Genomic DNA, 12,214 nt, shown 5'->3' on the forward strand with positions numbered 1-12,214 from the left:
GCGGGCGGGAAACCCGCCCATTTTAGGGCAAAGTGTCCGCCCGCCCCGCTGTCACGCCGGCACACGCCGTTCCGTCCTGGCTCCATGGACTCCCTCACGCCCTTCCAGGCCCACCGCCCGCGCCTGCTCGCGCTGGCCTACCGGCTGCTTGGCAGCCGCGCCGATGCCGAGGACGTGGTCCAGGAGGCCTGGCTGCGCTGGCACCAGGCCGAGCGCGCGGCCATCGCCGATCCCGAGGCCTGGCTGGTGACCACGACCACCCGCCTGGGCATCGACCGCCTGCGTGCGCTGAGGGCGCGGCGCGAGCACTACGTCGGCCCGTGGCTGCCGGAGCCGGCGCGGATCGAGGATGGCCAGGCCCTCCATGACGGGCATGCCGACCACGCGCCCGGTCCGGCCCACGCGGCCGAGACGGCCGAGCAGGTCTCGCTCGCGTTCCTCGCCGTGCTGGAACGGCTGGGCGTGGAGGAGCGCGCCGCCTTCCTGCTGAAGGAGGCGTTCGACTACGACTACGCGCAGATCGCCGGACTGCTCGGCCTCGGCGAGGCCAACTGCCGGCAGATGGTGCATCGCGCCCGCCAGCGGCTGGCGGCCGCGCGGCCGCGCTTCGAGGTGACGCCGCAGCGCCATCGGGTGCTGCTGGAGAAGTTCATGCACGCCGCGCGGCAGGGCGACCGTGCGGCCCTGGAAAGCCTGCTGCACGCCGACGCGCGCCTGGTGTCCGACGGCGGCGGCAAGGCGGTCGCGGTGATCCGCCCGCTGTCCGGCGGCGAACGCATCGCGCGGCTGTTCTGGGCGGCGTACCGGCGCCGGGACGCGGCGATCACGTGGAGGATGGGCCGGGTCAACGGCGAACCGGCCATCCTGCGCCACCGCGACGGCGTGCTGGCGGCGGTGATGGTCGCGGTCACCGATGGCGAACGGATCACCGAACTGTTCACCGTCGCCAATCCCGACAAGCTGGGTGTCACGAACGCCGCCGCTGGCGCGTCCTGGTGATGAAGGCGGCCGGGTGGCCGCCATGGACCCGCACCGCCATGAAGTTCCACCGCGTCGATTACCCGAAGCACGTTCCCGTCGCCTTCAAGGGCCTGTACGCCGCCAGCACCGCCCTGCACGAGGGCACGCTGGGCAAGGCATTCCTCGAACTGGTGTTCCTGCGCGTCTCGCAGGTCAACGGCTGCGCCTACTGCATGGACATGCACGCCGGCGCGCTGCGCAGGGCCGGCATCGAGCCGCGCAAGCTCGACACCCTCGCCGGCTGGCGCGACAGCCGCTTCTTCGATGCGCGCGAGCGCGCCGCGCTTGCCTGGGCCGAGCAGTTGACCACCCTGCCCTCCGGGGCCCCGGCCGACGCGACCTACGACGCCCTGCGCGGGCACTTCGACGACCCGGCGATCGCCGAGCTGACCATGGCCGTGGCCGCGATCAACGCCTGGAACCGGCTGGGCGTGGGCATGCAGCCCGAGCTGGCCTGACCGCCGGCGCGGGCGGCGGCGCTCAGCCGCCGTCGCTGCCGTCGATCCGCCCGCGCAGGGCCTGCCGGTAGCGACGGCTGCAGGGCACGACCGTGCCGTCCTTCAGGTGCAGGCGCGCCTCGCCGGCATCCAGCGGCTCGATCGAGGCGACCTGGCCGAGGTTGACGATGTAGCTGCGGTGGACCCGGGCGAAGGCGCGCGGGTCCAGCCGCGCCTCGATCCCGGCGATGGTGCTGCGCAACGGGTAGTCGTGGCCGCGCACGCGCAGGTTCACGTAGTTGCCGGAAGCCTGCAGCCACTCGATGTCGCCGGCGGCAACCAGGAACTCGCGGCCGAGCTTGCGCACCAGGAAGCGCTCGGGGCGTTCGACCGGCTCCACCGCCGGGCCCTCGTCCGGCTCGGACAGCAGGCTGGCCTCGCCTTGCAGGCGCCGCAGCAGCAGCCGGTAGAAGCTCACCAGCACCACCATGTAGGCGTAGCTGCGCACGTCCTTGACGTATTCGTAGAACAGCTCGCGCGGCCAGTGGCCGAATTCGTAGACCTCGCCCTGGCTGGCGTAGGCCAGGGTCCGCAGGCCGACCATCCCCAGTACGTGGATCAGGGACACCACCACGCTGGCCAGCAGGTGCCGGGGCAGCTGGCGCCGCCAGTTGTCCCAGTGGATCGGGAAGCGGCGGCTGAACCAGACCACCGGCCAGACCAGCGCCAGCCAGAGCAGGCCGCTGGACAGCTCCCAGACCACCGGCTCCCACGTCGCGTACGCCAGCCCGTTCTTGCGGATGTCGGTGACCACCGTATAGCTGTTGGCGACCACGTTGACGGCGGTCAGGACGACCCAGAACCCGGGTTCGACCCAGCGGCGCCAGGGCAGGTAGCGTTCGTAGGGGGTGGGACGGGTCGCGGACATCCCGCGCATTCTACGGAGCGGCCCGCGCCGGCCCCAGCCGCCCCGTCACCGCGGTCCGCGATTCGTCCCGCCAGGCCCGCGACCGGTCACCGGGCACGGCGCGCACCGCAGTGATGTCGCCACGCTGGGCGCGTCTTCCGCAGAAGCCGCCTGCCCATGGAACGCCGTTACGACCTCGACTGGATCCGCATCTGCGCCTTCGGCGTGCTCGTGCTCTACCACGTCGGGATGTATTACGTGACCTGGGACTGGCACGTGAACAGTCCCCACGCCAGCCACGCGCTGGAGCCGCTGATGCTGCTGTCGGCGCCGTGGCGGCTGTCGCTGCTGTTCCTGGTCTCGGGCGCGGCGACCGCGTTCCTCTGGGACCGCTGCCGGCGCGACGGCGGCCGCTTCATCGGCCCACGGTCGTGGCGGCTGCTGCTGCCGCTGCTGTTCGGCATGCTGGTGATCGTGCCGCCGCAGTCCTACTTCGAGGTGGTGGAGAAGCTGCCCGGCGGCTACCACGACGGCTACCTGGCGTTCTGGGCGCGCTACCTGGCCGGCGACGGCAGCTTCTGCCGCGACGGCGACTGCCTGGAGCTGCCGACCTGGAACCACCTCTGGTTCGTCGCCTACCTGTGGGTCTACACCGTGGTGCTGTGGGGCCTGCTGCGGTTCGCCCCGTGCGCCGGGTCGGCTGCCGGCGAGCGCGTGCGCGCGTGGCTGGCCCGGCCGGGAGGCCTGCTGTGGCCGCTGGCCTGGCTGGCGCTGGCGCGGGTGCTGCTGGTTGGCCGCTTCGAGTCCACCCATGCCCTGGTCGACGACTGGTACAACCACGCCCAGTACCTGCCGCTGTTCCTGCTCGGTTTCGCGATCGCGCGGCCGGGGCCGCTGTGGGACCGCATCGAACGGGCGCGCTGGCCGGCGCTGTGCGCGGCGCTCGCCAGCTGGATCTTCCTCGTCGGGTATTTCAGCCGGTACAGCGACGGCAGCGCGCCGCCGGAGGCCCTGCGCCAGCTGCAGCGCGTGCTGTGGGCCGCCCAGCAGTGGGGCGCGATCGTGGCCATCCTCGGCTTCGCCCGCCGCCACGCGCCCGGCGACGGCCCGGCCCGGCGCTGGCTGGCCGAGGCGGTGTTCCCGGTCTACATCCTCCACCAGACGGTGATCGTGCTGCTGGCGGTGGGAATGCGGCCGTTCGACCTGCCGCCGGCGGTCGAGGGTCCGCTGCTCGTGGCCGCGACCTTCGCGCTGTGTTTCGTCGGCTATGCGCTGGTCCGGCGGGCGGGCTGGTTGCGGCCACTGCTCGGCCTGAAGGCCCGTGGCCGCCCGGACGCGGTGGAGGCTGTCGCGCAGCCCGGTCGCCCCGGAGGATGACCCCCGGCGATCGCGGCAGGCGCGGCACGCCGCTTGCATGCGCAGGCACGGCTCACCGCCGTCCTGCCGGTCCACCATGCCCGCCCTGCCTGACCATTCCCGCCGCTTCAGCCTGTCCGCCACGCTGCTGGCGATCGTGCTGGCCGTGCCCGCCGCTCCGGCGGCGGCGCCGGGGCCGACCGGCGGCACGACCAGCGGTACGACCACCGACGCGCTGATCGAGCGCTGCTTCGAACTGCGCCGCAACCGTCCGCGGCAGGCGCTGGACCTGGCCGAGGCGGTGCTCGCCGACCCGAAGCTGGACAGCGAGCGCCGGATCAAGGCGATGAGCTGCGAGGGCGTGGCCGCCAACGTGGTCGGCGAGGACGCGCGCGCGGTCGCCATCGCCGACCGCATCGCCCATGAGCTGGAGCGCAATCCCGGGCTGCCGGATGCGTACCGGCTGCGCGCGCTCTCCAACCTCGGCGCGATCCTGCATGGCGCCGGCCAGATCTACCGCGCCGAGCAGGCCTACGCCGCGACCCTGGAAGCGGGCGCGCGCCTCGGCGGCGAGGATGCGCTGCGGATCCAGGCGGCCATGCTCAACAACATCGGCATGGTCCACGCCGACTACCTCGATTCGCCGCGGGTCGCCGACGGCTACTTCCAGCAGGCGCTGGCGCTGGCGCGCTCGACCGGCGAGACCGATCCGCTGCTGCTGTACAACTTCGCCGTCAACCGGGTCCGGCTGGGCGAACGGGAACCGGCGCTGCAGGCGCTGGAGCAGGCGGCGGCCGGCGCGGCCGCCTCCGGCAACGAGCTGGTCGGCCTGCGCGTGCACAGCGCGCAGGTGATGCTCGAACACGACGGACCTGCGCCCACGCCGCTGGCCGAACTGCAGTCCATCCGCGCCCGCCAGGTCGAACTGCCCGATCCGGCCGGCGAAGCGGCCACCCTCGCCCGCATCTCGACCCTGCAGCGGCAGGCCGGCCAGCACGCGCAGGCGCTGGCCTCGGCGCAGGAAGCGCTGGTCCTGGCCAGCCAGGGACACAACCCGCTGGAGACCTACCAGTCGATGCAGGCGCTGATCGACGCCCACGCCGCGCTCGGCAACACCCGCGAGGCGCTCGCCTACGCCGACCGGATGCACGAGCGCAAGCTGGAAGCACTGCGACGGCAGCGGCTGGACCTGCTTGCCGACCTGCAGGCCCGCAACCAGGACACCGTGTCCCAGCGCGAGCTGGAACGGATGCGCTACGAGGACCGCATCCGCACGCTCAACGCCGAGAAGTCGCGCATGCTGCGGATCGCCTGGCTGGCATTGACCCTGCTGCTGGCCTCGTCGGCGGTGGCATTCGGCCTGCTGCAGCGGCGCCGCCACCGGCAGCTGCGCGAAGTCAGCGGCCGCGACGCGCTGACCGGCCTCAGCAACCGCCGCGCGGCGACCGCCGCGCTCAACGCGCTGACCGTGCAGCGCGGCCAGGACGACAGCCGCCACGTGCTGTTCCTGATCGACATCGACCATTTCAAGCAGATCAACGACACCCACGGGCACCATGCCGGCGACGCGGTACTGGTGGAGGTCTCGCAGCGGCTGAAGGCCGCGTGCCGGCCGGGCGACGTGGTCGCGCGCTGGGGTGGCGAGGAATTCCTGGTGGCCTGCGCCGACCTGCAGCCCGCGCAGGCGCAGGCGGTGGCGTCGCGCCTGCGCCAGGCGATGGACTACACCCTGCACACCGCCGAGGGCGACCGCGCCGTGACCGCCTCCCTGGGCATGGCGCCGGTGCCCTTCTTCGACGTCGCGCCCGACGACCATCCGTCGCGCCGCTGGGATTACGCCCTGCGCATGGCCGATCGCGCGCTCTACGCGGCAAAGGAACACCGCAACGGCTGGGTCGGCTACTGGGGAGCCCGGCTTCCCGACGACGCGACCGCCGAGGCAGTGCTCGAGCAGCCCGAGGCGGCCGAAGGCATCATCACCGTGTATGCGAGCCGTCCGCGCGAGCGCTCGCGGCTGCGCGACCAGAGCCTGCGCGACGCCGGCGCCCAGCTCTGACGCCGGCGCGCGGCCGGGTCAGGCCGGCGCCAGGTGCTCGACCACCAGCTGGATCGATTGCCCGCCGCGGTAGTCGTCCGGCGCCAGCCGGTAGGCGAGGTGCAGGTGCTGCGCCGGCGCGGTTCCGCGCCAGCCGCCGAAGTGGATCGCCGCGAGCGGCTCGCGCCGGTCCGGGTGGCGCAGGCTCAGCTTGAGGTGGCGCTCGGCGACCACGCGCCAGTCCAGCAGCTCGAAGCGGCCGTCGAACAGCGGCTCGGGGAAACCCTGCCCCCACGGTCCGCCATCGCGCAGCGCCTCGGCGTGGAACCGGTCGAACTCCTGCGGCCGCAGTTCGCCGTCGCTGAGCAGTTCGGCCTGCAGCAGGCCGTCGTCCAGCACCGCCGCCGCATGCGCGAGCCAGGCCTGCTCGAATGCCGGCAGGTCGCCGCGCGCCAGGCTCAGCCCGGCCGCCATCGCATGCCCGCCGAAGCGCTGGATCAGGCCCGGATGGCGGCTGTCGACCGCCGCCAGCGCGTCACGGATATGGAAGCCGGGAATGGAACGGGCGGAACCGCGCAGCAGGTCGCTGCCGGGCTCGGCCGGCGCAAACGCCAGCACCGGCCGGTGCAGCCGCTCCTTCATCTTCGAGGCGACCAGGCCGACCACGCCCGGGTGCCACTGCGGATCGAACAGGCACGGCGCCAGCGGCGTCCCGGTGCCGGCCAGCACCGCGCCGGCCAGCGCGGCCTCGGCCGCGTCGGTCATGTCCTGCTGCACCGCGCGACGCTCGGCGTTGATCCCGTTGAGCAGGCCGGCCAGTTCGCGCGCCCGTCCGGCGTCGTCGCTGAGCAGGCATTCGATGCCGATCGCCATGTCTTCCAGCCGCCCGGCCGCATTGAGCCGCGGACCGATCGCGAAGCCGATGTCGGCGGCGGTCAGGCGTGCCGGATCACGGCCGCAGACTTCGATCAGCGCGCGCAGGCCGGCGCAGCCATGGCCGGCGCGAAGGCGTCGCAGCCCGGCGGCGACCAGCCGGCGGTTGTTCGCGTCCAGGGGGACCAGGTCGGCGACCGTGCCCACCGCGACCAGGTCGAGCAGCGCGGTCAGGTCGGGTTCGCCGGCGACCAGCGCTCCGGCGTCGCGCAGCCGCCGGCGCAGGGCCAGCAGCAGGTAGAACACCACGCCCACGCCGGCCAGCGCCTTGCTCGGGAATCCATCGCCGGGCAGGTTCGGGTTGACGATCGCATCGGCGGCCGGCAACCGCGGGCCCGGCAGGTGATGGTCGCTGACCACGACCTGCCAGCCGCGCGCGCGCGCGGCCTCGATGCCGGCGTGGCAGGCGATGCCGTGGTCGACGGTGAGCAGCAGGTCCGGCTGCAGCGCGGCCAGTTCGTCGACCAGCGCCGGCGACAGGCCGTAGCCGTGGACCATCCGGTTGGGCACCGCGTGCGAGACGTGGCGGGCGCCGAGCAGGCGCAGCCCGCGCACGCCGGTCGCGCAGGCGGTGGCCCCGTCGCAGTCGAAATCGCCGACCACGACGATGTGCCGGTCGGCCGCGATCGCCTGCTGCAGGAGCGCCGTGGCCCCTTCCAGGCCGTCCATCGCGTCCGGGGCGAGCAGGTCGGCCAGGCGCGGCCGCGCGAGTTCGGGCGTGGACGCGCCGCGGGCGGCGTACACGCGCCGCAGCAGCGGGGGGATCGAATCCGGCCAGTGCGCACCGGGGCTCGCGTCCGCGCGGCGGACGATGCGCGGCACCTGCATCTCAGCCGTTCGAGCCGGCCAGCGCCGGCAGTGGTCGCCGCCAGAACTGCCAGCGGCGCTGGCCGTGGTGCAGGCGGAAGCAGGCGCCGTCCTCGAAATCCAGCTGGAGCACGTCGAACTCGCGGCGCGCCATCGCCTGCAGCAGCGGCGGCAGGGCCTGGGCGCCGAGCAGGTCGAGGCTGCGGAGCCGGCGCATGTCGACCAGGCTGTCGCCGGCGGGCCCACCGTCGCCGCCATCGGGCGCGGCCACCGCCGCGCCGGCCATGCGCGCGAGCCCCTGCAGCAGCGTGTCGGGGCTGCGCACGTGCAGGTAACGCGACTGCACCGACGCGGGCAGCCGGCCGGCCCCCCAGAACCAGAGCGCGTTGATCGCCGGCCTGCCCTGCGCCGCGCGCTCGCGGTTGCGCGGATGCTGGTGCAGCACGACCTGCACCTCGGTGATCAGCGCGCGCCAGCGCCGCGCGGCGGCGTCGTCGCCCTGTGGCAGCGCGGCGAACAGGTCCTCGCCCAGCGCCTCGTCGGGTCCGGACAGCGCCGGCAGCTTCGTCCCGTCCGGCAGCCGCAGGTACCAGCGCGCCGGATGCGGCGCATCGAGCTGGAAGCCGGCGTCGCCGAACAGCGGCTGCAGCGCCGGCAGGAAGGCACGCGCGTCATCGTGGTCCAGGCCCAGTCCGTCGCCCCAGCCCAGCAGGCGCGCACCGTTGAGGTCCGGCGCGACATAGGCCGGATCGGCCCGCAGCCAGGTGTCGGCGGCGTTGCCCGCCCCGCCCCCGCGGTCGTCGACCAGCCGGGTCAGCGCGGCCACCGGCCACTGGTCGGGGACCAGGCGGAAATGGCGGCGCAGCTGGGCGCGCGCGCCGGCCTCTCCGCTGTCGTGGTCGGCGCGACCCAGCACCCGCCCGATCGCCGCCGGCAGCGGCCCCGGCAACCGGGCCCGTTCGGGCAGCAGCAGGGTGATGGTGGCCATGGTCGCGGCGCGTCAGCCGACGTAGGCCACGCCGGCGATTTCGTACTCGCGCTTGCCGCCGGGCGCGTCGATCACGATCGCGTCGCCCTCTTCCTTGCCGATCAGCGCGCGCGCCACCGGAGAGGAGATCGCGATCAGGCCCTGCTTGATGTCGGCCTCCAGGTCGCCCACGATCTGGTAGCGGACTTCCTCGTCCGTTTCCACGTCGGCCAGGGTCACCGTCGCGCCGAACACGACCTTGCTGCCGGCATTGAGCTTGGCCACGTCGATCAGGTCGGCATGGGACAGCTCGCCCTCCAGCTGCTTGATCCTGCCTTCGATGAAGCCCTGCTGCTCGCGCGCGGCGTGGTACTCGGCGTTCTCCTTGAGGTCGCCGTGGCCGCGGGCCTCGGCGATCGCGGCGATCACCTCCGGGCGCTTCACCGACTTCAGGTGGTCCAGCTCGTCGCGCAGGCGCTGGGCGCCCTTCAGCGTCATCGGCGCCCTCACGATTGCAGCTCCCTGTGCAGCTCCTGCAGCGACCACACCGGGCCGGTGCCGCGGAATTCAAGCGAATGCACCAGTGCCTTGGCCCCGGCGATGGTGGTCGAATAGGTCACGCGCTGCTGCAGCGCCTCGCGCCGGATCGAGAACGAGTCGGCGATCGCCGCGCGGCCTTCGGTGGTATTGACGATGTAGGCGATCTCGCCGTTCTTGATCGAATCGACGATGTGCGGGCGGCCCTCGGCCACCTTGTTCACCACCGCGCATTCCAGTCCGTTCTGCTGCAGCCACGCCGCGGTGCCGCGGGTGGCGACCAGGCTGAAACCGCGCTCGACCAGGGCCTGGGCCACCGGCAGCACGCGCTTCTTGTCCGGATCGCGCACCGAGACGAAAGCCTTGCCCGGCGCCGGCGCCTTGATCCCGCCCGCCTCCTGCGCGCGCGCCATCGCCGCGCCGAAGCTGCGGCCCACGCCCATCACCTCGCCGGTGGAGCGCATCTCGGGGCCGAGGATCGGGTCCACGCCCTGGAACTTGGCGAACGGGAAGATCGCCTCCTTCACCGAGTAGTAGTCCGGCACGACTTCCGTGGTCGCGCCCTGCTCGGCCAGCGAACGGCCGGCCATGCAGCGCGCGGCGATCTTGGCCAGGGCCACGCCGGTGGCCTTGGACACGAACGGCACCGTGCGCGAGGCGCGCGGGTTCACTTCCAGCAGGTAGACGGTGTCGCTGCTCCCGTCCTCGTTGGACTGGATCGCGAACTGGGTGTTCATCAGGCCGACGACATTCAGCGCCTTGGCCAGCTCGATCACCTGGCGGCGCAGCTCGTCCTGGGTGGCGGCCGACAGCGAGTACGGCGGCAGCGAGCAGGACGAGTCGCCCGAATGCACGCCGGCCTCCTCGATGTGCTCCATCACCCCGCCGATGAGGGTGGCGCCGGTCGAATCGGCGATCAGGTCGACGTCGACCTCCACCGCGTTGTCCAGGAAACGGTCCAGCAGCACCGGCGAATCATTGGAGACCTTGACCGCGTCGCGCACGTAGCGGGCCAGGTCCGATTCGCCATAGACGATCTCCATCGCGCGGCCGCCCAGCACGTAGCTCGGGCGCACCACCAGCGGATAGCCGATCTCGCGGGCCAGGACCAGCGCTTCCTCGGCGTTGCGGGCGATGCGGTTCGGCGGCTGCTTCAGGCCCAGCCTGTCGACCAGCTGCTGGAAGCGCTCGCGGTCCTCGGCCAGGTCGATCGAATCGGGGCTGGTGCCGATCACCGGCACGCCATTGGCCTCCAGCGCGCGCGCCAGCTTGAGCGGGGTCTGGCCGCCGTACTGCACGATCACGCCCTTGGGCTGCTCGAGCTCCACGATCTCCAGCACGTCCTCGAGGGTGAGCGGCTCGAAGTACAGGCGGTCGGAGGTGTCGTAGTCGGTGGACACGGTCTCCGGGTTGCAGTTGACCATGATGGTCTCGTAGCCGTCCTCGCGTAGGGCGAGCGCGGCATGGACGCAGCAGTAGTCGAACTCGATGCCCTGGCCGATGCGGTTGGGGCCGCCACCGAGGATCATGATCTTGTCGCGGCCCGTGGGCTGCGCTTCGCATTCGTCCTCGTAGGTCGAATACAGGTACGCGGTGCTGGTGGCGAACTCGGCGGCGCAGGAATCCACCCGCTTGTACACCGGCTTGACCTTGAGCACGCGGCGCAGCGCGCGGATGCCGGCCTCGTTGGTGCCCGCCAGCTGGGCCAGGCGCGCGTCGGAGAAGCCGTCGCGCTTGAGCTTGCGCAGGCGCGCGGCGTCGAGCGAATCCAGGCCCTCCGCCGCCAGCTTCTTCTCCTCCTCGATGATCTCCTCGATCTGGTCGAGGAACCACGGGTCGATGAACGAGAGCGCGTGGATGTCCTCCACGCTCATCCCGGCGCGGAAGGCGTCGGCGACGTAGAACAGGCGCTCCGGCCCCGGCGCCTTCAGCTCGCGGCGCAGGGTGGCTAGGTCGTCCTCGTTGCCCAGGTCCAGGCCGGTCGGGTCGAAGCCGACCTTGCCGGTCTCCAGGCCGCGCAGGGCCTTCTGCACCGATTCGCGGAAGGTGCGGCCCATCGCCATCACCTCGCCCACCGATTTCATCTGGGTGGTGAGGCGGGCGTCGGCCTGCGGGAACTTCTCGAACGCGAAGCGCGGGATCTTGGTGACGACGTAGTCGATCGCCGGCTCGAACGAAGCCGGGGTCAGGCCGCCGGTGATCTCGTTCTTCAGCTCGTCCAGGGTGTAGCCGACGGCCAGCTTGGCCGCGACCTTGGCGATCGGGAAGCCGGTGGCCTTGGAGGCCAGCGCCGAGGACCGCGACACGCGCGGGTTCATCTCGATCACCACCACGCGGCCGGTCTGCGCGTTGATGCCGAACTGCACGTTCGAGCCGCCGGTATCCACGCCGATCTTGCGCAGCACCGCGATCGAGGCGTCGCGCAGGCGCTGGTACTCCTTGTCGGTCAGGGTCTGCGCCGGGGCCACGGTGATCGAGTCGCCGGTGTGCACGCCCATCGGGTCGAGGTTCTCGATCGAGCAGACGATGATGCAGTTGTCCGCGGTGTCGCGGACCACCTCCATCTCGAACTCCTTCCAGCCCAGCACCGACTCCTCCACCAGAACCTCGGTGGTCGGCGAAAGCTCCAGGCCGCGGTTGACGATCTCGATCAGCTCCTCGCGGTTGTAGGCGATGCCGCCGCCGCTGCCGCCCAGGGTGAAGCTGGGGCGGATGATCGTCGGGTAGCCGACGCGGGTCTGGATATCCAGCGCTTCCTCGAGCGTGTGCGCGACTTCCGCCTTCGGGCATTCCAGGCCGATCTCGCCCATCGCCACGCGGAACAGCTCGCGGTCCTCGGCCATGCGGATCGCATCGCGCTTGGCGCCGATCAGCTCCACGCCGTACTTCTCCAGCACGCCGTGCTCGGCCAGGTCCAGTGCGCAGTTCAGCGCGGTCTGGCCGCCCATGGTCGGCAGCAGCGCATCGGGCTTCTCCTTGGCGATGATCTTCTCGACCGTCTGCCAGTTGATCGGCTCGATGTACACCGCGTCGGCGGTGTCCGGGTCGGTCATGATCGTGGCCGGGTTGCTGTTGACCAGCACCACGCGGTAGCCCTCCTCGCGCAGCGCCTTGCAGGCCTGCGCGCCGGAGTAGTCGAACTCGCAGGCCTGGCCGATGACGATCGGGCCGGCGCCGATGATGAGGATGGTCTGGATGTCGCTGCGCTTGGGCAT

The 12,214-nt window shown here is 72.2% G+C and carries 9 protein-coding genes; 4 read left to right on the plus strand and 5 right to left on the minus strand.

The window, feature by feature from the left end; genetic code table 11:
* Positions 1-84 precede the first annotated feature (84 nt).
* Both ACA089_RS05470 and ACA089_RS05475 read left to right on the plus strand, forming a co-directional pair.
* Positions 85-999: an RNA polymerase sigma-70 factor gene (locus tag ACA089_RS05470; protein WP_372014228.1), complete on the plus strand. Its 915-nt coding sequence runs from the start codon at positions 85-87 to the stop codon at positions 997-999.
* Between the two features lie 38 nt (positions 1,000-1,037).
* Complete coding sequence (locus tag ACA089_RS05475; RefSeq protein ID WP_372014231.1) at positions 1,038-1,478, plus strand: carboxymuconolactone decarboxylase family protein; 441 nt, start codon at positions 1,038-1,040, stop codon at positions 1,476-1,478.
* Positions 1,479-1,500: 22 nt separating this feature from the next.
* Here the strand turns inward: ACA089_RS05475 and ACA089_RS05480 are convergent, their stop codons facing one another.
* Positions 1,501-2,385, minus strand: coding sequence for a LytTR family DNA-binding domain-containing protein (locus ACA089_RS05480; protein ID WP_372014234.1), 885 nt, complete (start codon positions 2,383-2,385; stop codon positions 1,501-1,503).
* Between the two features lie 156 nt (positions 2,386-2,541).
* Between ACA089_RS05480 and ACA089_RS05485 the strand changes: the two genes are divergently transcribed.
* The gene (locus ACA089_RS05485; RefSeq protein WP_372014237.1) at positions 2,542-3,741 is read left to right on the plus strand and encodes an acyltransferase family protein; all 1,200 of its coding nucleotides are present in this window, start codon (positions 2,542-2,544) and stop codon (positions 3,739-3,741) included.
* Positions 3,742-3,817: 76 nt separating this feature from the next.
* The gene (locus ACA089_RS05490) at positions 3,818-5,776 is read left to right on the plus strand and encodes a diguanylate cyclase domain-containing protein (RefSeq protein ID WP_372014239.1); all 1,959 of its coding nucleotides are present in this window, start codon (positions 3,818-3,820) and stop codon (positions 5,774-5,776) included.
* An 18-nt stretch (positions 5,777-5,794) separates the two neighbouring features.
* Here the strand turns inward: ACA089_RS05490 and recJ are convergent, their stop codons facing one another.
* The 4 genes from recJ to carB are packed head-to-tail and all read right to left on the minus strand — an operon-like array spanning position 5,795 to position 12,214.
* Positions 5,795-7,516, minus strand: a complete 1,722-nt coding sequence (gene recJ, locus ACA089_RS05495; RefSeq protein ID WP_372014242.1) for a single-stranded-DNA-specific exonuclease RecJ — start codon at positions 7,514-7,516, stop codon at positions 5,795-5,797.
* A 1-nt stretch (position 7,517) separates the two neighbouring features.
* Positions 7,518-8,483: a phosphoglycerate mutase gene (locus tag ACA089_RS05500; protein ID WP_372014245.1), complete on the minus strand. Its 966-nt coding sequence runs from the start codon at positions 8,481-8,483 to the stop codon at positions 7,518-7,520.
* 12 nt (positions 8,484-8,495) lie between these two features.
* On the minus strand, positions 8,496-8,972 hold the full coding sequence (gene greA / locus ACA089_RS05505; protein ID WP_372014248.1) for a transcription elongation factor GreA: 477 nt from the start codon (positions 8,970-8,972) through the stop codon (positions 8,496-8,498).
* The gene (gene carB / locus ACA089_RS05510) at positions 8,969-12,214 is read right to left on the minus strand and encodes a carbamoyl-phosphate synthase large subunit (protein WP_372014250.1); all 3,246 of its coding nucleotides are present in this window, start codon (positions 12,212-12,214) and stop codon (positions 8,969-8,971) included. The genes greA and carB overlap by 4 nt, the downstream gene beginning before the upstream one ends.

This window comes from Pseudoxanthomonas fibrivorans (genome assembly GCF_041464125.1).
Taxonomy (GTDB): Bacteria; Pseudomonadota; Gammaproteobacteria; order Xanthomonadales; family Xanthomonadaceae; genus Pseudoxanthomonas.

What these genes read in the sequence shown, in the direction of transcription:
- carB (WP_372014250.1), bottom strand. Translation starts at nt 12,214, where the DNA reads ATGCCCAAGCGCAGCGACATCCAGACCATCCTCATCATCGGCGCCGGC.
- ACA089_RS05485 (WP_372014237.1), top strand. Translation starts at nt 2,542, where the DNA reads ATGGAACGCCGTTACGACCTCGACTGGATCCGCATCTGCGCCTTCGGC.
- ACA089_RS05470 (WP_372014228.1), top strand. Translation starts at nt 85, where the DNA reads ATGGACTCCCTCACGCCCTTCCAGGCCCACCGCCCGCGCCTGCTCGCG.
- ACA089_RS05480 (WP_372014234.1), bottom strand. Translation starts at nt 2,385, where the DNA reads ATGTCCGCGACCCGTCCCACCCCCTACGAACGCTACCTGCCCTGGCGC.
- ACA089_RS05475 (WP_372014231.1), top strand. Translation starts at nt 1,038, where the DNA reads ATGAAGTTCCACCGCGTCGATTACCCGAAGCACGTTCCCGTCGCCTTC.
- recJ (WP_372014242.1), bottom strand. Translation starts at nt 7,516, where the DNA reads ATGCAGGTGCCGCGCATCGTCCGCCGCGCGGACGCGAGCCCCGGTGCG.
- ACA089_RS05500 (WP_372014245.1), bottom strand. Translation starts at nt 8,483, where the DNA reads ATGGCCACCATCACCCTGCTGCTGCCCGAACGGGCCCGGTTGCCGGGG.
- ACA089_RS05490 (WP_372014239.1), top strand. Translation starts at nt 3,818, where the DNA reads ATGCCCGCCCTGCCTGACCATTCCCGCCGCTTCAGCCTGTCCGCCACG.